General features: G+C 35.8%; 16 protein-coding genes and 1 other RNA gene. 7 read left to right on the top strand and 10 right to left on the bottom strand.

The window, feature by feature from the left end:
* Positions 1 to 166 precede the first annotated feature (166 nt).
* Entirely contained in the window at positions 167 to 889 is a 723-nt protein-coding gene (locus ACIR131C_RS0105000) for a hypothetical protein (protein WP_231395391.1), read from the top strand.
* A 91-nt stretch (positions 890 to 980) separates the two neighbouring features.
* Here ACIR131C_RS0105000 and cobO read toward each other — a convergent pair whose 3' ends face one another.
* Positions 981 to 1,658 carry a cob(I)yrinic acid a,c-diamide adenosyltransferase gene (gene cobO, locus ACIR131C_RS0105005; RefSeq protein ID WP_028089311.1) on the bottom strand — a complete coding sequence of 226 codons (678 nt, stop codon included), beginning with the start codon at positions 1,656 to 1,658 and terminating at the stop codon, positions 981 to 983.
* Positions 1,659 to 1,762: 104 nt separating this feature from the next.
* Entirely contained in the window at positions 1,763 to 2,062 is a 300-nt protein-coding gene (locus ACIR131C_RS0105010) for a DUF433 domain-containing protein (protein ID WP_028089312.1), read from the bottom strand.
* 304 nt (positions 2,063 to 2,366) lie between these two features.
* Between ACIR131C_RS0105010 and ACIR131C_RS0105015 the strand changes: the two genes are divergently transcribed.
* From ACIR131C_RS0105015 to ACIR131C_RS0105030, 4 genes are all read left to right on the top strand, one after another.
* A complete protein-coding gene (locus ACIR131C_RS0105015) occupies positions 2,367 to 3,512 on the top strand; it encodes a homospermidine biosynthesis protein (protein WP_028089313.1) in 1,146 nt (381 codons plus the stop codon).
* Positions 3,513 to 3,767: 255 nt separating this feature from the next.
* Positions 3,768 to 3,947 carry a photosystem II assembly protein Psb34 gene (gene psb34, locus ACIR131C_RS0105020; RefSeq protein ID WP_028085198.1) on the top strand — a complete coding sequence of 60 codons (180 nt, stop codon included), beginning with the start codon at positions 3,768 to 3,770 and terminating at the stop codon, positions 3,945 to 3,947.
* A 299-nt stretch (positions 3,948 to 4,246) separates the two neighbouring features.
* Positions 4,247 to 6,418, top strand: coding sequence for a tetratricopeptide repeat protein (locus tag ACIR131C_RS0105025; protein WP_051347495.1), 2,172 nt, complete (start codon positions 4,247 to 4,249; stop codon positions 6,416 to 6,418).
* A gap of 20 nt (positions 6,419 to 6,438) precedes the next feature.
* On the top strand, positions 6,439 to 8,298 hold the full coding sequence (locus ACIR131C_RS0105030) for an ABC transporter ATP-binding protein (protein ID WP_028089315.1): 1,860 nt from the start codon (positions 6,439 to 6,441) through the stop codon (positions 8,296 to 8,298).
* Positions 8,299 to 8,382: 84 nt separating this feature from the next.
* On the opposite strand, the gene ACIR131C_RS0105035 is transcribed toward ACIR131C_RS0105030, so the two are convergent.
* From ACIR131C_RS0105035 to ACIR131C_RS0105060, 7 genes are all read right to left on the bottom strand, one after another.
* On the bottom strand, positions 8,383 to 10,338 hold the full coding sequence (locus tag ACIR131C_RS0105035; protein ID WP_028089316.1) for an ATP-binding protein: 1,956 nt from the start codon (positions 10,336 to 10,338) through the stop codon (positions 8,383 to 8,385).
* A 197-nt stretch (positions 10,339 to 10,535) separates the two neighbouring features.
* Positions 10,536 to 10,900, bottom strand: an RNA gene (gene rnpB / locus ACIR131C_RS23860) — RNase P RNA component class A.
* Positions 10,901 to 10,986: 86 nt separating this feature from the next.
* Complete coding sequence (locus tag ACIR131C_RS0105040) at positions 10,987 to 11,685, bottom strand: hypothetical protein (protein WP_028089317.1); 699 nt, start codon at positions 11,683 to 11,685, stop codon at positions 10,987 to 10,989.
* Positions 11,686 to 11,955: 270 nt separating this feature from the next.
* Positions 11,956 to 12,102: a hypothetical protein gene (locus tag ACIR131C_RS25930; RefSeq protein WP_196811724.1), complete on the bottom strand. Its 147-nt coding sequence runs from the start codon at positions 12,100 to 12,102 to the stop codon at positions 11,956 to 11,958.
* A 307-nt stretch (positions 12,103 to 12,409) separates the two neighbouring features.
* Positions 12,410 to 12,859, bottom strand: a complete 450-nt coding sequence (locus ACIR131C_RS0105050; protein ID WP_028089318.1) for an acyl-CoA thioesterase — start codon at positions 12,857 to 12,859, stop codon at positions 12,410 to 12,412.
* 140 nt (positions 12,860 to 12,999) lie between these two features.
* Positions 13,000 to 14,094 (bottom strand): T3SS effector HopA1 family protein, encoded by a 1,095-nt coding sequence (locus ACIR131C_RS0105055; RefSeq protein WP_028089319.1) that lies wholly within the window; start codon positions 14,092 to 14,094, stop codon positions 13,000 to 13,002.
* Positions 14,095 to 14,159: 65 nt separating this feature from the next.
* Positions 14,160 to 15,398, bottom strand: coding sequence for a phosphotransferase (locus ACIR131C_RS0105060; protein ID WP_028089320.1), 1,239 nt, complete (start codon positions 15,396 to 15,398; stop codon positions 14,160 to 14,162).
* A 600-nt stretch (positions 15,399 to 15,998) separates the two neighbouring features.
* On the opposite strand from ACIR131C_RS0105060, the gene ACIR131C_RS21945 reads away from it, so the two are divergent.
* Both ACIR131C_RS21945 and ACIR131C_RS0105070 read left to right on the top strand, forming a co-directional pair.
* Positions 15,999 to 17,360 (top strand): ATP-binding protein, encoded by a 1,362-nt coding sequence (locus ACIR131C_RS21945; RefSeq protein WP_035371530.1) that lies wholly within the window; start codon positions 15,999 to 16,001, stop codon positions 17,358 to 17,360.
* 142 nt (positions 17,361 to 17,502) lie between these two features.
* The gene (locus tag ACIR131C_RS0105070) at positions 17,503 to 18,819 is read left to right on the top strand and encodes a tellurite resistance TerB C-terminal domain-containing protein (protein ID WP_051347496.1); all 1,317 of its coding nucleotides are present in this window, start codon (positions 17,503 to 17,505) and stop codon (positions 18,817 to 18,819) included.
* A gap of 106 nt (positions 18,820 to 18,925) precedes the next feature.
* Here the strand turns inward: ACIR131C_RS0105070 and ACIR131C_RS0105075 are convergent, their stop codons facing one another.
* A complete protein-coding gene (locus ACIR131C_RS0105075) occupies positions 18,926 to 21,067 on the bottom strand; it encodes a hypothetical protein (RefSeq protein ID WP_028089322.1) in 2,142 nt (713 codons plus the stop codon).
* Positions 21,068 to 21,115 lie beyond the last annotated feature (48 nt).

Here is a 21,115-nt window from a genome sequence, read left to right on the forward strand (position 1 = left end):
GATTATCTTTTGATTATTCCCGAAAATTCTATAAATAGGGATTTTTTGATGATTTAAAGTCAAAATATATAGATGAAACTTTCGAGGGAATCTTTAATCATTAGTATTTAGTTATTATTTCAAGAAGCGAAAAAACAACGGTTAAGTTTGTTACAGGAGAAATTGTATGCTTAATTATATTTCCAATCATATTTCCAAAATCATCACTTCCAGCCAATTAAAATTTCCCCTGACTGGCTTGATTATTTCCGTTGGTGTTTTAGGTATTGTTTATTCTAGTCAACAACATCAAAAACTACTATCACCAGCAACTTTGTCTACCAGTAATTATATATCACATAATCATCAAAATGAAATTAATTCTGGATATTCGGTGAGATCACAACTTGGAGAAATAAAACAGGAGAAGATCGAACAACCTCAAATTTCTAATTCTGCTAATTCCTATCAATTATCTCCTGATAAACTGACGAAAAATACGACAAAATTATCCACAAATACAATAAAATCAGGAAGAAAAGAAAAACTCCAATTTCCAGAAGAAGATGGTATTTATCTGTATGGAAAATCAGAAGAGGGTTACATTGTTTTTCAAAAACGCCAAAATCAAATCATTGGTGCTTTGTATTTTCCCCAATCTGAATTTACTTGTTTTCAGGGTAGTTTGGCTAAGTCAGGAAAATTAGCTATGATGGTAAGAACTTTACCTGGGGAAGTCGGAAAAATAGAGGTAGCGACAACAAGTAAAATCCCTAAAATTAATGAAAATGAGTTGACAACTTATCCTTATTCAGTAACTTTAGAAGACTATCATCAGTTAAGTTCTGTAAGTTCTAATGATAGAAAAATTTTACAGATATGTCAACAGGGAAGCGATGGTTTCAGATAATTAATAAATCGGTGATAGATAGGTGATAGAATAGATGTTCTATTTATAATCATCAAATATCTATCACCAATACAAATTACCGTATTAATTCTTAATACTCAATTCCTGCTTGCGCCTTCACACCTTGATCCTTAAAAGGATGTTTAATTAATGTCATTTCAGTGACTAAATCAGCCTTTTCAATTAATGCTGGTGGTGCGCCTCTTCCCGTGAGAATTACGTGCTTTTCCGGTGGTTTTTGAGCTAAACCTGCTAATATTTCTTCAACTTGTAAATAACCCATTTTCAAAGCAATATTAATTTCATCTAAAAGCACTAATTTAAAATCAGGATTTTTGATAAATTCTAGGGATTTTTCCCAAGCAGCAGCGGCTTTATCCAAATCTCGATCACGATCTTGAGTTTCCCAGGTAAAGCCTTCCCCCATAGCATGAAATTCTAGTTGGTTTTCCCAATGACTAAAAGCGCGTTTTTCTGCTGGTTCCCACGAGCCTTTAATGAATTGAACTATGGCTACTTTATGTCCATGACCAAGGGATCTTAAAACCATTCCCAAAGCCGCAGTAGTTTTACCTTTTCCATGACCAGTATTGACGATAATTAAGCCTTTTTCGGGTATGGCTTTAGCTATTCTTTGGTCTTGAATTTCTTTCCGTCGCTGCATTTTTTGACGGTATTTTTCATCAGTTTGCGATGATGATATTACCTCATCAATTAAACGGGAAATTTCTTGATCTGGATTTAATTCTTCTGGTGTGTCGCTTTTCATAAACCCTGTTGATAAATAACTGTTAAGACTAAGATCATGAAGTATAATTTTTGTGTTTTGACAAATTCATTAGTTATGATAGACTAGAAATCACATAAATTCTGTTAGCTACGATCTGAATAATTTGTTTTATATTCTGCTTCAAGTCGCTGACATTCTTCTTGATATTGAGTAAATTCAATATCTAGTGATTCCTTATTAGCATAATAATAAGCCAACGCAGTGTAAATACCTGCAATTGTCAAATAAGGCTTATCTTCAATAATTTCTTCTGGGGTCATACCAGATTTAATTTCATTGACAATATACTGAACAGTAATGCGAGTGTCAGCAATTCGCGGACGACCACCACAAGTATCTGGTGTGCTAACAATTAAAGTAGAAATATCTGTGAGGGTTGACATCGGTTTCTGACTAAATCCTCTGGGATAATCTTATTGTAAACCAAAAAGAGCGATCGCGTTCATTCCAATGGTGCTGGTTCAGATACAATTCCTTCAGAGAGACTCACTAAAGCTTGTGCCATAATTAATAACAAGTTAGTTGTCTTTAATCATAGCAAATAATAGAAATACAAAACTGTATTAATCCTTCAGTATACCATTAAGGATTGTCCCTAACTCATATCGCTAAATAACATTTTAGGAACTTCCGTACAAATACGATAACATTATATTCGGCATATTTAGTATTCAGGATTCCCCAAAAATGTCACAAAAACAAGGTAAGAAAATTGCACCTACCCCCATATCTAACAATGTTAGCGTGGTTGATTTGATTGATACCTATTTTACCGCCTACAACTCAGCCCGGTTGCGGGAAGCCTGTCAACTGCTGACTAAGGAAGTGTTTCAAGAAGGTGTCACCGTAGGCGTTAGCCTGTCTGGGGCTATGACACCCGCAGGTTTTGGGGTTTCCGCCCTTGCGCCCCTCATTCGCAATGGTTTTATTGACTGGATGATTTGCACAGGTGCGAATCTTTACCATGATATGCATTATGGTTTGGGCTTTGAACTATTTGCTGGTAGTCCGTTTTTAGATGATGTCAAATTGCGGGAAGAAGGGACAATCAGAATTTATGACATTATTTTCGGTTACGATGTACTCCTAGAAACCGACGCTTTTATCCGTAAAGTTCTCCAAGCTGAACCTTTTCAAAAGCGTATGGGAACGGCGGAATTTCATTATTTACTCGGTAAGTGCGTGTGGGAAATAGAACAGCAATTGGGGGTGAAAAATTCCTGTTTGTTGGCGACGGCCTATGAATGTGGCGTACCTATTTACACTTCTTCTCCTGGTGATAGTTCTATCGGTATGAATGTCGCCGCCTTAGCTTTAGAAGGTTCAAAATTGGTATTAGATCCCGCTATTGATGTCAATGAAACCGCAGCGATTGTTTATGGAGCGCGAGAAAATGAAGGCACAAGTGCGGCAGTAATTATTGGTGGTGGTAGTCCTAAAAACTTTTTACTACAAACACAACCGCAAATACACGAGGTGTTAGGATTGGAAGAACGGGGACATGATTTCTTTGTTCAGTTTACTGATGCACGTCCTGATACTGGTGGTTTATCTGGGGCGACTCCCGCTGAAGCTGTGAGTTGGGGTAAAATTGATCCCGATGAATTACCTAGTGCTATTGTTTGTTATACTGATAGTACGATCGCTTTACCTTTAGTGACGGCTTATGTCCTGAATCAATCTCCACCTCGTTCCCTGAAGCGCTTGTATGATCAACGTCTAACTTTATTAGATACATTGCAAAAAGATTATTTAGCGGCTAAGGATCAGCCTGTGAGTGAGATTAGTCAGGAAAAAACGGCTACTTATCCCTGCGGTAAACTAATTAAATAAAGTTTTACTGTCAGATTAGACATCTGGTGAAAATTAAATGTCTGACACATAAAAACCTGGTAAGGGAAATTTATGAATTGTCCCGACAATCTTGATCTTTGCCTCCAGATGTCTATTAGTGGGTCAAATATCGAAAATCCTTTGATACTCAGGAATTTTCCATCATTTAACTTATTTAACTATTTATCTACTTTTATGAGAGTAATGTCAAATTTGTGTAACATTAATTAAAAGATGATAACAAGGAATAACTTTATGCCCTATACAACGGAAGAAGGCGGCCGTCTGAATAACTTCCCCAAAGAACCCAAGGTTTATCAAGCCGAACCGCCAACAAACGCGCAAAAGCGTAATTATATTATTTTAGGAATTGCAGCGGCGCTTTTGGTTGGGGGGGTAATCTTTGTGGCCTTCACTGTTTCTAATGTCGGTTGATTGTAGAATTTTATAAAATTTAACTTTTCCTGATCTCAGGTTCTTACTTTCACAAAGAGCCTGATTTTTTGTTAGCATGGAACAAAGCATAGTAACTATAATGATTATATTTTTTTAACTTCGATCTAGCCGGAAAACCTTAATTAATCCTGAAAGAGAAAACATCTCAGTTATGAACTCTAGACCTGAAGATGGATTCATATTACCCCTATCCGATTAGTTGACTACATTAAAGACGAGAGTTAAAGACTGAGATCGTTATATGTGACATTAATTTTAAATCAATTTATTCAGTCGGAATGTATACAGAAAACAGGGCTAAGAGCCAAATACATAGAAGTGTGAATGAAACTCTACACACAAAAAACGTTAAGAATCAGCAAGTCTATCAACGCTTAAAACTGTCCCTGAGTTTGGGTTTGCGTAGACAAATTCTATTTGCTATATGTGATGATTTAAAGTTAAGAAACCGCATAGCAGCGCGTTTACATTCACTCTTAGCTTATCCAGTGGGAAATGTCCTCTATCAGCAAAAGAATAAAGAAGAGTTTAGCACTCAAGCTTATCCAAGATTAGTGACTTGGCGATTAAATGTCACTGATCCCAATCCCATAGCGCAAATAAATCAATGGTTAGTTAATTATCCACCCCCCATTGTCGGAGGTTCAAAAAATAATTCTGGCCGTCCCTTACCCACCCCAGGATTTCAGATTGTGGGGGTAGAAATGCTGACTAAAGAACCAGTAGCAGTACAACGGTTATTCTTGAATTATCTCAAACTCAGTGAAGCATATCTATCGGGTGAGGAATCGAGTAGTTTTTTAGAATCCAGTTTATTATTTTGGGTGTCTCGTCCTTGGTTATTAGCAATTCAGCAATCAGCACCCAAATTTTGGCATTGTCGAACTGGTGTATTTGTATTTGCAGGAGAACCGACACCAACTGTAGATAATAGAGTCTATACAGAGGATATTGCAGATTCTTTACCTTTAGATCAGGAAAATTTGCAGGATTTTGTTAATGAAGAGGAAATTTCTAGAGATATCAGACAAACAAATCAACTAGATTTATCTGGAAATAAAAACGACAATTTACTAATACAAATACCTGCAAAATATCCTGCTCCAGCGTCTGAAATAACCATTGCTCAATGTTTCCCTTCTTTATCTGATATTAACCAGGAATTACATGAATTAATTAAAGACACTACTGATGATAGCGGACAAACACAAGAAATATTATGGCAAATTGAGCAGTTACATATTGAAAATGCCAAGGGAAATGAGTTAGCAATTCCTGGGGAGCGCTTTGCTATCGCTTATCAAAATCTCGGTAATTTATATCGCTTGCGTATTGAACAAGGACAAGCAACTCTCCAAAACTTAATGATAGCAATTCTCGCTTATCAGGAAGCGGTTACCTATGATGAAAGTTCTCCACAAATTCTAAATATTTTGAATGATTTGGGGACACTTTATTGGATGTTACACCACATCCGTGATAATTCAGAAGAAGCGAAAATTTATATTCAGCAAGGTATAGATTTTTATAAATTAGCACTCAAGCTAATTAGGAGTGATACTCAACCAGAAACTTATGCTCGTATCCAAAATAACTTGGGAACGGCTTATGGTGATTTGGCCAGGTTTTCTGAACCAGTGGAAAACTGGAACTTGGCAGTTATGGCTTACCATGAAGCACTTCGTTACCGACAGGAGGAAATAGAACCTTTAAGATATGCTGCTTGTCAAAATAATTTAGGTACAGCTTACTGGCATTTAGGGCAGTATAATCGGCCTGTAGAACATATCAAAAAAGCGATCGCTGCTTATAAGTTAGCACTTGTTCACTATCAACCCACAGATGAACCCCTAAAATATGGGATGATTCAAAATAACATTGGTACGGCTTATTGGAATCTTTCTCAATATGAACAACCCACGGAAAATCTCGAATTGGCAATTGAGACCTACACTGAAGTGCTAAAATATCGAACATCAACCAATTCACCCCAGGGCTATGCTGCTACTCAAAATAATCTCGGTATCGCTTACTGGCACTTAGCAAATCAGCAAACAACAACAAAGGAAGATCAACAAAAATTTATTAAGTTATGTATTAGTTCTTATGAAGAAGCTGTGAATACTGCTCAGTCATTAACTAACATAAATTTAAGTTTTGATTTGTGGTTGACACATAATACTTTGGGAATAGCTAATTATTATTTAGTTGCCAATGGTGGTTTTAATGGAGATAAAAAAATGCTTTCTCGACATTTAGAAGCTGCTTTAGAAAATCATTTACAAGCCCTAAATGGATTTACTAAACAAACAGAAAACTATCAAATAACCATCAACCACATTATTAAAATAATTCGCACTTTCCATAATGAGTTAGGCATTCAAGGACAAAATTTAGCTTTATCTAAACTGCCGGGATATTTATTAGCCGATATTTTAACGAAATTGTAAATTGTTTGGTAATTGATAATATGAAAAAAACAGCGTTAGAGGTTCGTAATCTACAAGTTGAATTTATTAGTGATAACAGAAAGGTTAAAGCCGTAGACGGTATTAGCTTTCAGTTACATCAGGGTGAGACTCTAGGTATAGTGGGAGAGTCGGGAAGTGGAAAGTCAGTGACAGCTTTAGCAATTATGGGTTTATTGTCATATCCCGGTCAAGTGAGTGGGGGGGAAATTTGGTTTTCTCCCACTAATGGCCAACCACTGGATTTATTAGCTTTACCACCTCAAGAAATGCAGCTTTATCGAGGTGGTGATATTGCAATGATTTTTCAAGAACCAATGAGTTCTTTAAATCCAGTTTATACGATTGGGTTTCAATTGCAAGAAGCAATTATGCGTCATCAAAATGTGAATGCAGTTCAAGCCAAAGCAATTGCGATCGCTGGTTTACAAGAGGTTAAACTCTTACCTAGTGATGAACAAATTCAACAACATTATCTTAATTATGATTTATCTGCACTGGACAGTTTTAAATTAGCACAATTAATAAAGCAACATAAAGAAGCAATGCTAGATCGTTACCCCCATCAATTGTCAGGGGGTCAGCTACAACGGGTTATGATTGCTATGGCAATTTCTTGTAACCCTTCTGTGTTAGTTGCAGATGAACCAACTACAGCCTTAGATGTGACTGTACAAGCAACAATTTTAGAATTGTTGTCTGAATTACAAAAAAGTCGCAATATGGCTATGATTTTTATTAGTCATGACTTGGGATTAATTTCGGAAATTACTGACCAAGTAGCGGTAATGTATCAAGGTAAAATAGTCGAATATGAACCTGCTGCACAAATTTTTAATCACCCCCAACATCCTTATACTAAAGGACTTGTAGCCTGTCGTCCCAACCTTAACCATCGTCCCCGCAAACTCTTAACTGTTTCTGACTACATGAGTGTAGTTAAAAATGAATTAGGAGAAGTTGTAATTAAGGCTAAAGAACCAGTTAAACCAGCGGAAATTACTGATAAAGAATTTCAAGAAAGACTGGCAAATATTAGTGCTAAAGAACCGTTATTAACAGTGCGGAACTTAGAGGTAGGTTTCCCTGTGCGGGGAGTATTTGGAGAAACAAAACGCTACCATAAGGCTGTAAATGGGGTTTCCTTTGATGTTTTTCCCGGAGAAACCTTGGGATTGGTGGGAGAATCGGGTTGTGGTAAAACTACCTTGGGTAGAACCTTGCTGCGACTAATCGAACCAATGAGTGGTAAAATATTCTTTAATGGACAAGATATTACCCACTCAACGGGGAAAACTTTGCAGCACTTAAGACGGGAAATGCAAATTATTTTCCAAAATCCCTTTAGTTCCCTCAACCCTCGGATCAAAATTGGGGAAACGATTATAGAACCCCTGTTAATTCATGGTGTGGGTAAGTCAAAACAACAGCAACAAGCTAGGGTAGTGGAACTTTTGGAAAGGGTGGGTTTAAGTGCGGATGATATGAAAAAATATCCTCATCAATTTTCTGGTGGTCAACGTCAACGGGTTTGTATTGCTCGCGCTTTAGCTCTAAATCCTAAGTTTATTATTTGTGATGAATCAGTTTCAGCTTTAGACGTTTCCGTACAAGCGCAGGTTTTAAACCTATTGAAAGAATTACAAGCAGATTTTCAACTCACTTATATCTTTATTTCCCATGATTTAAGTGTAGTGAAATTTTTGAGCGATCGCATTTTAGTCATGAATCAAGGGAAAATTGTAGAATCAGGTACATCTGAAAGCATTTACCTTGAACCAAAAGAAGAATACACGCAAAAACTAATTGCGGCAATTCCTACAGGTAGTCCTGCACGGGTAAGAAATCGGCACAATTTCTGAGGTTTGATGTTCCCATTCTTGAGAAAATGCTATCGCTCGGCTTTTAATTTCGTTCCAGCTTAATGGCATAGTAATAGTATATTTTTACTTGGTTGATGTTTTTTTATAAGTCTGTTTCAATTCGTTTAAGAAATTAAAATCCTTTTCAATAAAATTTTTCTCATGGGGATTTTCTACATTTTCTAGTGCCAAATTCAAATCTCTTTGGGCTGCTTCTAATAATTGTTCGCACAGTAACGAAGCTCTTTTTTTTGTTGTTGTATTGCTTTTCCGATTTTTAATTGCGGTTATACATTTTTTTGCTTTATCCATTCTAGCGGTTGCCCGTTTTTCTAAAAGTGTAGAATTATGAGCAAGATTAGGGTATTTTAACATAGATTCACCCACAAATTCTATCACATCATCTGGTTCACCTATCTTTTTAAGATTGACGACAGCTTTTACAATTTGACCTTCTTCTATTTTACCAGACATAGCTACAGATAAGGCTCTATTTGCCATATTTTGATAAGGAAGATTATCTTTATCAAAAGCAAGAATCTCAGCAATATTGATGAGGGTACTGGGATTAACTAAAGAAAAATCTAATTTCTTGGTTTCTAGAAAATTATAAAGTTCATGGGGAAGTTTTAATTTAGCGATAACTTCACAATACAAATCTAGTGACCTAAAATTGTACAAATCCTTTTCTAAGAGTGTTAAAACTTGAGTTTTAGCCTCTTGATACTTCTGTAAAATAACTTTGTCTTGAATTTCTTGCAATTCCCTAATAATTTGATGTCTTGGGTGTGCGGGAAGAATACAAGTTAGACTTTCTGGTTCAATTTCAAAGATTGGTTCGGGACATCCTTGTTCTCTCATTGTCCGAATAATTGTGGGGATACCCTGACCTTCTGATTGAGCTAATTGAAGTTTATTAAATAAATAAGCAAAGCTTTGATTTCTCCATTTAGGACTGGCTTTTCCTTGCGTAAATTTATCTTTATCAACTCCCCAATGTAAAGTTCCTGGAGATCTAATTTCTACTCTATCTGCAAATACTGTGATTCTGATTGGTTCAGGTACTTCATAATCACGGTGAACAATAGCATTAATTACTGCTTCTTGTAAAGCACGCATGGGATACTTAACCTGATTTGGTTTGCTACTTGTTTTATCAAATGCAGTATAGGCTTGAGTATTTAATAATTCTATTGATTTTTTAGCTTGCTCAACAATTGTTCCGGTTAAAATGTAACGTTCTGCTGTTTGTTCACTACGATCTGTCCCTTTATATATTGATAAAATAGTATATGCTTCTGGGAAATTGGATGTAATACTTGTTTTTTTCCCAAACATCAATAAGGTAAAATTTCTAGGACGTAATATACGATCTAAATCTGTGCGTACAAACAATGGAGAAACCAATTCTGCTATTTGTTCTCTATCAGAAAAATAATCTTCTAATGATTTTTCAGGAAAAAGTAACCCCATTTCCTGCATACTATCTCTAAATACAAGTATATCAATATCTGCTTCTGTAGCACGAGTATTTGTCCGTTTATCAAAATACTCTATTTCTTGTTTTTCTGTTAATAACTGCCTCAAAAAACCATTTCTGGCTTCTTTAGTTTCTCGGCTGATACGAACATAATATTTAGAAGTTTCTCCGTCTCTATATATATGGGCATGACGAGTCCGTAAAACTACAAATACTAAAATTCTGGTGCTGTTATTTTCTGGGTTTTCGATTTCCACAATACGAGGTATTATGGCAGGATCAACATAATTCTGACAATATTTAGTTACCTTAAGTTCAACTTCTTTTAATTTATTAGCACTAAGACCTGTATATTGAATTTTGGGAAAACCATGCTCGTCCTTTATCTCTTTTGCTCCACAAACAACATATCCCCCACCAACATTGGCAATGTCGTTGGCAAATGCAGAAATAGTTTTTACTATGCCTTCGGCAATCTTAATATCATCTCCATTTTCTTTCCATTCTACTTGTTCACTTTCTCTACGGGCAAGCTCTTTTAAATCTATGTTGAAATTCATAAAGCGAAAATCGGTTTTATTGCTTGTTTACCATTATAGTTTTTTCACGCTTTTTGACAATTCAAACTTGATAAATTGCGTGAGCATATCCAGTGTATATCTATAGTTAATTATCATAGAGCTATGATAGAGCGATCGCTTCATGGGAAAAAACGAACTATGGAAAATAAAAAATCCATAATTCGCTTAAAATTAAAAAGAGAGAGTCGGTAGTAAGCCGGGTTCTGTTCTCTTGCGAGGGCAGTTATCTATCTGGGATGCTTGTTACCAAACACCTCTAGCGGCTCTTTTTCAGCGGAACCGGTAAAAGACCAACCGTAGTTCCTCCGGCCTTGCTCCCAACCGGGGTTTACCGAGCCAGCGCCTCTCGACGCTGCTGGTGCGCTCTTACCGCACCTTTGCACCCTTACCAACCAATAAATTGACTGGCGGTATCTTTCTGTGGCACTATCCTCACGATCACTCGCACTGGACCTTATCCAGCAAGTTTGGTCTTTCGGGAGCCCGGACTTTCCTCAAACCAGTCTGAATAACTAATCTGCAACTGCCTACGCCTACTCTCCCCCTTTCTCTAGTTTACTTTTAATTACACGAAAATCGCAAGACTCAGATCCCTGATTTTTCCAAGCAGTCGGGGGTGTTCCTAGATTACTTTTTATTCCAAGGTAAGGCGTAGGTCCAAGGGAGTTTTTTAATAGTAAAAGGACAATTAATAATTGACACCGGAGGAACATTTATTCCTGGCGCTATACCGACTCTCATTTCTGAAATTCGCAATACAAGTTGTAAGGAAAATTCTAAATTTTTCTTCCCATCTAAAAAGTCTTTGTATAACTTTTTATTTCCTTTAACTCCCGCTACATTAATTAAAGGTGAAGCTGGTTTATAGACTCCTGATTCTTTATCTCTTTGAAAAACATCTTCAGCGGTGACATTTTCAGAAATTGTCTTTTTAGGGGCGATAATTGTCGGCACTTGGGGTATAGCTAAATCCCGGGTTAAGTCAGGAGATTTGCGAATTACCCGCCGCGACTGCTTGCTATGTTCAACCACAAAAGAACTATTATCCCAGTCAACATATATAGCAATACTGTCTGATTTATTTTCAATACTCATGGATAATTCTTTTAAATCATCTTGCACTTTATCTAAACCATAAGTACCTGTTTTAAAGGAAATACCCACTGTCTCCTGAAGATTTTGTTCTTTTAATTGATTATCAACATCACCTTTTTGGAAATCAACTTTGACTATATCGTCTATAGATTCAATCATGCGATTAAATGTCCAATAGACGGTAAGTATATAAATCATCAAAATAATCAGATTTTGGTCGCCATTTTGCATTTTTATAACCCTGATCTTCTACCGATTCACAAATGGTAACATAATCTGAACTATGATTTGTCTGATTTCTTTAATTTCTGTGATCAACTTGTGTGATGTGATTGGATATGATTTTCCTATGTGTGACTGTAAATCATGAAAAATCTACTTTTCTTTACCCAGGCTTACCCTACCTTATGCCATTACTATCTTAAATGATGATCATCACCAAAAAAATCTGCCCAAATTCTAATTTAGACAGTTTAAAGGCTAATAAAACCACCTGATCAATTAACTTGCGTGTTCCCAGTCACTGAGTGATTCAGGCTGCTGATTTTTCCTTTTTGTTTTACAGACTCGTACTTGAGGAGTTCCAATATCAACTGGAGAAAAAGACTGCTTTTTTTGAGCAGATTTGCGTTCTTTTGTATTATTCATGACTATTTTCACTTGCTGAAAACTTTCAACTCTATTTAAATTTTCAATGTTTATTTAGCCACTACCGGACAAAAGATTGAGTTAATTATGAGAAGATTAAGCATTTATCAATCTATCAATCTCTAAGATTTTTATGATTTTTATATTTGGTAGGTTATACTACATATTCTTGCTTTTAACCTCCAATTATCAGGTTTTATATCAGGTCTTAATTACCAAAGTTTTCAAACATGGAATATGGTTTCTAAAAACATAATACTTGAGGTACTCCACTTATGAGAATAAGTGGGGTATCTATCTACTAAAATCACATAAATTCCGATCTGGATCTTCGTCTCTGTAAGCCCTCTACACCTGAACGGTTTATTTCTAACCAATTATTCATATAATGTGGTAATTCCTGCTTAATTCTACTACTAACATTAATACAAACGTGCCTAGTAATTGCCTTAGCAACAATTACCTCATCTACTGTAATTTCGTAAGTAATTTCAAACTTATCTAAACCTATTTTTTCTGGTAACAAATTAATCACTAAATTGTCACCACAAGACATAGGACGTAAAAAATCTACATTAGCATGAACAATAGGAAAAGCTAAAGACGGATTAGTAAAAAATGATTTAAGATTAACACTAGAAGCTGCTAATGAAGCCTCATAAGCTTCATGACAAATTCTCAAAACATTAGCGAAATAAACTACTCCAGCCGCATCAGTATCTTGAAATCTTACAGTGTAGTAATATGTAAAAGCCATGTTTAATTTCCTAAAATAAAAGCTGCTATTGTAAACTATAATAAATAATTATAGTCCTAATCAACCACAAGGAATGATCAATTTCACAAATTTATCCATCTTGATCTGCGTTAATCTGCGGTTAATTATTTTTGATAAAATCAGCTTAAAGGCTGATAAATATCTTCAGAAGCAGGGTTAAGATAGGGATGGTGCATATCAATTAAATTTTCTGCAAAGTGTTGATTAATGATTTCTATTCTTTCCTCAAGAGCATTTTTACCTTTTTGCCAAGATTCTAATAAAGCATTGGCGACAATTTGACAACGGTTCATACCAAAACTTTCTTGAGGGGCAAATTTTTGATATGGTTCTTCTGCTAACCCTAATCCTGGTGCTAGGAATTTAGTAAATAAGGGAATTTCTGGCTGAAAATAAGCGTGATATTCTTGATAAATCTCTTGAAGAATATTCCTAATTGTGGGGTAATTTTGGCGTTCAAAATGCAGGACACCTGCATCATAACGCCCATAGACAGCGGGATTATAAAGAACATGAAAACTAAAGCAAATAGCCGCATTATTTAATGCTTGCGTTAAGCTTTCCATGAAAATGATCGCTCCGGCTGATGTAAAATTAAAGTAAATTATTCCTACTCCTAAATCATTATTTTGTCCATCTTGCTTTGCCATTCCTAAGTTACTTACTGCTACATAACAGCCATTTTGTAAACGATTTTTAGGCATCCATATTGATATCAAGTCACCAATTTTAGAGCACTTTCTGGGTGATTTTAAATGACATTCTGGTTCAATATATATGGTTAAACCATCTTTTTTAACGGCCATACTACCATCAGGTTCGATTCTCAAAATCTGCCAATTGGGTTCATAATGGCCTGTACCATGATTACTATGATGTAGTTGTTCATAGAAATCTATATCTACACCTAAACTGTTATTTTCTGAGAAATTTAGCTGAGATTGGCAATCATTATGAGTATTATTAGCTGCTAAAACTGTTTGCAGTGAACCATTATAATAAATACCATAAAGAAAATTTCTGAGAAGTATGTTCAAATACTTCTGTTTTAAAGAAGATGAGTTTTGTTGAAACCTATTTGCTATGTTAGCGGGTAAAGCAAAAGGTTGATAATTGGGGTGGTAAATACAGAAATTAGGTTGAATCTCGATATTACTGGCAATATCGAATAATGATTTTACAATTTGATTGTGATTATTAGAATCATTGAGCATTAACTGTCTTTGCACCTCAAACTTTAGAAAAGTATATCTGTAAACAAAAGAAAAGATGAATATTACTAACAACCGCGTAGGCGAGTTTTTTCGTAATAAAGACGGACTAATTTTTGTTCCTTATGGGGTTGAGGGAGTTTTTGAATTCTGGCTAAAGATCTAAAAATTTCCGATTCGGATATCCCCAAAATAGTTAATACTGATTGTTCGGGAATAGTCAAGAGATTTTTAGAAATTTCCAGCTTACATAAGTCCCTATTATCAAAAGATTTTTGGCATTGAATTATGTTTTGAATTTGTTGAATTAATGCTAAACCTGCAAATTTAATTACCCGGACAATAAAGTCCTGATGATGTTCTAAAATTCTAGGAAAGGTATGAAGATAAGCTCGGATTAAAGCTAAAATTGAAGGTTGTAATACCTCTAGAGGAATCATGGCTAAATTCAAAGATTCTTCTAACTCTAATGTTGGATCTACTACTAAACTGGATAACCAAATTCTTAAATAACTTGCTAATAGAGTTCCCAAATCAAAAGCTGGATCTCCCCAACCACAAGCTTCCCAGTCAATTAATCTGATTAAACAATTATCTACTTGTTGCCATCGAGAATGAACCAAAATATTGTTTAATTGTAAATCGTTGTGAGTTAAACAACATGGTTGCCATTGATATGCTAAATCAGCAATGGCAGATTCTAAAGTTTCGTAACCTTGATAAAGAAGATGAAATTGTAAGGCTTCAGTGGGAATTATACCAAATGTTTCTGGATTTATGGATGGGAGTCCTTGGGCGGGATTGTAAAAATTATAGCGAAATTGTCCTGCGGGAGCAGTGGACATAAAATCACGATACTCGCGTTTATTGAAGGTGGATCGGTGTAACCTTGCTAACGTAGTACCAATCGCGCTGGCAATCTCTGTGGGGAAGATACTACTGTGTTGATAAAATCTTTCTAGTTCCACATATTCGCTTAAATAGCTACGCACAAGGATAGAATTTTCCTGATCAAAGTGTAGCAATGATGATGCGATCGCACCAATATTACCAATTACTGGAAATTTTTCTAATAACTGATGAAATAGCCACTCATTAAAGAGTTCATGAAAACTAAAATCATGATTAATTTTTCGTTCTTGTTTAATTAGCAGTTGACGATTATCTGCCAGCATTACCAGTAAATTCCAATTTTTATGGTTATTTTCTGGCAATACAGATTTATTGAGATTGCCATCTTCAGGACTACACAGCCCTGCCTGTTTTAGGTATTGGATAATATTTTGAGAAGATAATGATGATAACATGAATTATTTCCTAGTTATTTAAATGGACAAAGAATTCCTGCGATCAAGATGAGGATAACTGTAGCATTTTTTCGTGACTACTAAAAATTTCCGAATTATTGCTACTATCTACTAATATCCCATCTGTGCTATAAAGACCTGCCAAAATGGCAATATTAGTTGTTTTTGCTTTCAAGTCTACGCAAAAAACTGTCAAATATTTACAATGTCTGTAGTATAGCTTTGCAGCTTGAATAATAACAATGACTATTCCCTGAATAATTGGTAATACATATCCAGGAAGAACAACGGTTACTTATATTTACCACTGTCCATATTACCTGTATGTATGTGAGTATTTTATCCATCCGATCGTCACTCTTAGTTTACTGTTATCCCTAATACTTTCTACTTTAATATACAAATGGTTACATTTTCCTCCTGTAAACACAAGTTTTCTATCGTGTCTGATGAGTATCTTAACTTACTTTTAAACCCGGAGGGCTAGAATCCCATGGCACAAAATGGGATCATTTATTTTTTGGAGTATTTTTTGGAGATTCCCTTAGTCCTGATTTTATTTGCGTAGTATACTTAAATTCATGATCGGAGACAATAGCAATGCTGACATCGAATAATACATCTTATACAGCAGTCCAATTTCTGCAACGCCAAGCGGCCTCTCTTTTACTGTACCAATCTGTACTACAAAGCGACGTAGGCAAAAGTTTTCTGAATTTATTACAAACTATCCGTTACACTGATACAGACGGTCGGGATTGCCTCCAAGCCTACGGTAGTTATTTCCAAGCTTTAACCAGCGCTTATCAAACCTGGGAAGAATACCTAATTAAACAAATTCTCAGGGCAGATAATGCCTTTAGCAAATTGGCACAACAGCAGGAATTTAGCAAATTACCCCCTGCTTTAGTAGCTGCTGTGCGCCATGATTTACAAGTGTTACAAAGTTTGTATGAATGTAATAGTGCGGTTTTGAGCGAGTGGGTGCAAATGACAACTCATTTACCCATTTCCCCTGTGGTCTGGTATCGAGAACCGGAAACGGTAGGTATAGAAACGGATATAATAGCATTTATTTACCAGTTAGAAAATTGGGGTGATGCTGTAGAAGATTTAGCTGCTTATTATAGGCAACATGGTAGCGGTTTGTTTGCTCAATACCATGCTTTTCGTTGGCAAAATGGGCAGTTAGTGGGCATTGTTTATGCGGATACAGTGAGACTGTCTACCTTGGTAGGTTACGAATGGCAAAAAAATGCTTTGGTGAAAAATACAGAGTTTTTATTGTCAGGAGAAACAGCGCTGCACGTATTACTTTATGGTAGTCGTGGTTCGGGCAAGTCTTCTTTAGTTAAAGCTTTATTAAATGAGTATAGTCATAGAAAGCTGCGGTTAATAGAAGTCTCTAAGTCAGAATTGCCAGATTTACCGAAAATTGTCGAACAGTTGCGAGGAGTTCCCCAGAAATTCATTATTTTTGTTGATGATCTATCCTTTGAAGAAGATGATGATGCCTTTAAGATGATGAAAGTAGTTTTAGAAGGCAATGTCACTGCTAGACCGGAGAATGTAGTTGTATATGCTACTTCTAACCGTCGGCACTTAATCCGGGAATTTTTCACGGATAGACCAGCGCCCAAGGATAATCATGAAATTCATGGATGGGATACAATGGAGGAGAAGTTGTCTTTTAGCGATCGCTTTGGTCTAACATTAACCTTTGAAGCAGCAGATCAAAAAACCTATTTACAAATTGTCCAGCACCTAGCGAAAAACATCAGTATTGCTCCCGAAGATTTAGAATATAAAGCTTTACAATGGGCAACTCGTCATCATGGACGTTCCGGTAGAACAGCAAGGCAGTTTATTGACTTTTTAAAGGCAGATTTAGCTGTATTTGGTGAAAATAAAAACCTAATTACAGAGTTAAGTAGTTTAACACAATCAAACCAAACTCTGTAAAGAAACGTAAAATCGCTGAAAACCTCTTTCCTCTTGCCAGAGTGCCATAACGACAAATTTTCAGTCCAACCTACTTATGATCAAGGTTTCTAATCATGCAATCTCAGCAGAATTATCACTGTATTTTTACTGAAGAAGAAAAATGACTTTAATTACTAATCATGCTCACAATTTGACTACACTAAGACCTCGCAAAATGCCACCGGCAATAGTGAGTCATCAAGTCGTGCTAGGAATAGCTGCTTTTAGTGTAAGTTTTGGTTTAAGTCTTGTCCCTAACTGGGATTTTTCTAAAGCTTTTCTCTCCGGGATAATAACAGTTTTAGCGACATATTCAGCCGCATTTCTTGTTGATAAACGCCGGAGAACTGATGAATTGAAGATAGTTGGTTCTTTGCAGAGACGTATTCGGGATTTGGAAGCATTGAAATTTCGCATTTTCAGAGAAATAGGGCAATTAGAAGAATACAAAACTTTATTACATACAGAAACTCAACAACTACAAAAACAAATTGGAGATTGTCGTAATCAAAGGGATAGTTTACATCGAGATATAGGTACATTTGCCGCTCAGAAAAAACAAATTGAATCTGAAGTGTATAATCTTCAAAATGAATTTGATACCTTAGAAAGTAGTCATATAGAACTGAATAATAGTTACAATAATCTCATTATAGAAAAGCGAAAATTAGAACTCAATTGTAATGTATTTCGCGCTGAAATCAAGCAAATTCAAATTCAAATTGATATATGCAAACAAGAAAAACAAGAACTAGATAATGATCTAATTTTGCTAGGAAGACTCAAACCGCAACTAGAGCAAAAACTTTATGAACTGAGAATAGAAGTTCAAAATCGAGAGATGCAAATTAGCCAACAAAATGATCTATTAACACAGATAACCACGAGCAAAAATAATCTAGAAAATACCATCAATACTTTAGAAATCAAGACATTAGAAAAACAATCTGTAATTAATCAATTACAAAATCAAATTTCCCTATTAGAACAGGAACGAGATTTATTACAAAATCAAATTTGGGAATTAATTCAAGTGGAAACAATTAATTCTAATTGCGAAATATTACCCGATAACCAAGAAAATAATCTAGAGTTATTTCCCTTTGATGAATTACTGCAACCATTAGATATAGATATAATTGATACGGAACATGATCAACCAACCAATTTACCGACAGAATGGCATAATTTACTAGAAAATCTGTCAGCTTATGAAATCCAAGTCCTCAAAGCTATCTTAGAGAAAGATCATCTCCAAGAGACTATTAAACAAATTGCTGAAGCTAATATTACCATGCCTCATCTCTTAATTGATGCTATCAATGAAATCGCTAATCAAACCATTGGTAAATCAATCATTCAAACCAATACCGAAATTCCCGAAATTATCGAAGAACACTTACTAAATGTGAAAACAATAATTAGCAAATATTCATAAATCTGAAATTCAGTGAATTAATTTATTATGCCAATTTTTACTGGTTGCTGGTACGGTAATTATGGTATTCTAAAACTGGAAGTGAGTATTTCAGTATTTTAGTTATTTACACCGCTTCACAAGCATAAACCAAAGGTAACAAAGGTCCGATTTGTTCCTGTCCATTTACAGCTAAATCACTGTGGCACAAATACAGTTTATCAGACACACGCGCCAGTAAATCGGCGATAATTCTTTGTAATCTTTGTTCTTCTGCTAATTGTTCATCTGCTGCTGTCCAAGGTTTTCCTAGTCTATGCTGTAAAAATACATTAGCACCAAATAAAGTAGCCGCGCCACCTTTTGCCCACAGGGGTGAACCAATATCTAACCAAAAATGCCAACGGTGATTTTTTTTACTGGCACGGTATTGAAATATAGTCGCTAAAGTTACATTTTTTCTATTGTTACCGATAGAACGTACCGGATCAGGATTAGCAGTAATTGTTCCGCGTTTCAGCAATTGAATAAATTCTGCAATGGTAACGCTAAGTGTTTCTGGCGTATGCAGTGAAAGTAATAAGGAATCTGTTTGTTTTAAGCGAGTGTCTATTTCCCAATAATGTTGAGCAGTTTCTATTAATTCTCTTAATGCTGATAATTCTTGATATGAAGGATTTTTATCCTTACACACAAAGTCTTGAATGGCTTTATATAAGAGAAAAACCGGAGTGACAACAGGTCGCTGGTGATATTGCTCCCGCTGTTGGACAATCCATTGTAATATTTGTTCATAAGCCTGAGTTGCAGTATAACCAATTCTATCCCAGCGTTCAAAGGTTTTCACTGATAATAAATCGGGTGTGTCGGGGTGGGGAACAAAACAATAATCTGCTATTAACCCAGCCCGCACCGGATCTATTCTAGAATGATGAAATTCTTTTTTCTCCCCTTCTGGAGTTTGATATTGACTTAAAATAACTAACATTTCCGCCACTGCGTCCCTATCCACCAAACGCCCCAAACCAGGATAAACTAGAGCCATTAAGGTCAGTAAAGCTCTAACTACGGAGGAACTAATTAATGGGCGTTGTTCATTAAGTGATTCTACTGCAATATTTTGTTTAGTTAATATTTCTACCAAGGTATAACGAGCGATCGCATCTAGTCCTGGTGCAATAATTGCTACTTCATTTGCCCCTACTTCCCCGGATTTGACCCCGTGAATTATTATCTGGGCTGTTTGACGTAATAGCTCGGCGCGGGAAGTTGTTTGTATAGGCTGTACAGAACTTGGTAAACTCAACATTGTCATGGGCTGTGTTACCAATTCTACCATTTGATCAGTGAGAAAATATCCCAAACTATGGGGATGTGGTTTAGTTAAGTTCTCTACTTGACAATATTTAGTTAATCTGGATAAATACTGAGGATCTGCCCCCAAACCCCAGCGGACCGCCCCGTCACGATTGTAGCTAAATGCGCCCACAGCACCAGTATTTAACAAAAATTCAAATAAATTAGCAGCGATCGCCGGATAATCATCTACATCATCTGCTATGATACCCTGATAACGTTGCTTGAGATGCTGCTGATAGTCACCATGAGTTAATAATTTTTGGTTATATAGCTCGGTAATTAGCCCGTAAGTCAATAAACCCCGTTCTAAACACCAATTTCGCCAATTTAGTAGTAAAGAACCCAAAAATTCCGGTTCTAAATTGATAGAATTATCTGCTATACCACTGTGCAATATTTGGGGAATATGTTCACAGGATACACCGCTATAAGCTGCTAATTGCCATAAATCCAGTATTCGTCTAACTAAACGATACTCATTTATACCGACCCGCCGCAAGATATCTGAGTTTAAATGGGAACTCCAGAGTTTTGTCGCTAATTCCTGTTCCGTTTCTGGACGTAATCTAACCGGAAATTGTGCTTTTATTGACAATAAATCAATTAATAATGGCCAAAATAAAATTACCTCATCTTGAAAAAACCCCAGGGCTGTTTTGACGCGAATAGGATGTTTTCCCAAGGTCAAAGTAGTAACTCTATCAGCTAATTCTCGTCTGTTGTCATCATTAGCAGCTAGTAATAAAATACCTAGTTCTCTTTGGTGTAAATTTACAGTTGGATTTATAGGGTTGTCAAATAAATTGGACAACTTACTGTCTTTTATTTGCAACCAAGCACTAAACTGGTTTAGCAAGCGAGTAGTTTTACCACTGCGACTAGTACCAAAAATCCAAATAGAAGAAACCATATCTTTTAGGTTAATTTAAGTTTAAGAGTTTAGTAGATAATGCCAGAT

Source organism: Dolichospermum circinale AWQC131C (assembly GCF_000426905.1).
Classification (GTDB): domain Bacteria; phylum Cyanobacteriota; class Cyanobacteriia; order Cyanobacteriales; family Nostocaceae; genus Dolichospermum; species Dolichospermum circinale.

Excerpts from the sequence above, each read along its gene's own strand:
- ACIR131C_RS0105000 (WP_231395391.1), top strand. The coding sequence starts at position 167 with ATGCTTAATTATATTTCCAATCATATTTCCAAAATCATCACTTCCAGC.
- cobO (WP_028089311.1), bottom strand. The coding sequence starts at position 1,658 with ATGAAAAGCGACACACCAGAAGAATTAAATCCAGATCAAGAAATTTCC.
- ACIR131C_RS0105010 (WP_028089312.1), bottom strand. The coding sequence starts at position 2,062 with ATGTCAACCCTCACAGATATTTCTACTTTAATTGTTAGCACACCAGAT.
- ACIR131C_RS0105015 (WP_028089313.1), top strand. The coding sequence starts at position 2,367 with ATGTCACAAAAACAAGGTAAGAAAATTGCACCTACCCCCATATCTAAC.
- psb34 (WP_028085198.1), top strand. The coding sequence starts at position 3,768 with ATGCCCTATACAACGGAAGAAGGCGGCCGTCTGAATAACTTCCCCAAA.
- ACIR131C_RS0105025 (WP_051347495.1), top strand. The coding sequence starts at position 4,247 with ATGTATACAGAAAACAGGGCTAAGAGCCAAATACATAGAAGTGTGAAT.
- ACIR131C_RS0105030 (WP_028089315.1), top strand. The coding sequence starts at position 6,439 with ATGAAAAAAACAGCGTTAGAGGTTCGTAATCTACAAGTTGAATTTATT.
- ACIR131C_RS0105035 (WP_028089316.1), bottom strand. The coding sequence starts at position 10,338 with ATGAATTTCAACATAGATTTAAAAGAGCTTGCCCGTAGAGAAAGTGAA.
- ACIR131C_RS0105040 (WP_028089317.1), bottom strand. The coding sequence starts at position 11,685 with ATGCAAAATGGCGACCAAAATCTGATTATTTTGATGATTTATATACTT.
- ACIR131C_RS25930 (WP_196811724.1), bottom strand. The coding sequence starts at position 12,102 with ATGAATAATACAAAAGAACGCAAATCTGCTCAAAAAAAGCAGTCTTTT.
- ACIR131C_RS0105050 (WP_028089318.1), bottom strand. The coding sequence starts at position 12,859 with ATGGCTTTTACATATTACTACACTGTAAGATTTCAAGATACTGATGCG.
- ACIR131C_RS0105055 (WP_028089319.1), bottom strand. The coding sequence starts at position 14,094 with ATGCTCAATGATTCTAATAATCACAATCAAATTGTAAAATCATTATTC.
- ACIR131C_RS0105060 (WP_028089320.1), bottom strand. The coding sequence starts at position 15,398 with ATGTTATCATCATTATCTTCTCAAAATATTATCCAATACCTAAAACAG.
- ACIR131C_RS21945 (WP_035371530.1), top strand. The coding sequence starts at position 15,999 with ATGCTGACATCGAATAATACATCTTATACAGCAGTCCAATTTCTGCAA.
- ACIR131C_RS0105070 (WP_051347496.1), top strand. The coding sequence starts at position 17,503 with ATGACTTTAATTACTAATCATGCTCACAATTTGACTACACTAAGACCT.
- ACIR131C_RS0105075 (WP_028089322.1), bottom strand. The coding sequence starts at position 21,067 with ATGGTTTCTTCTATTTGGATTTTTGGTACTAGTCGCAGTGGTAAAACT.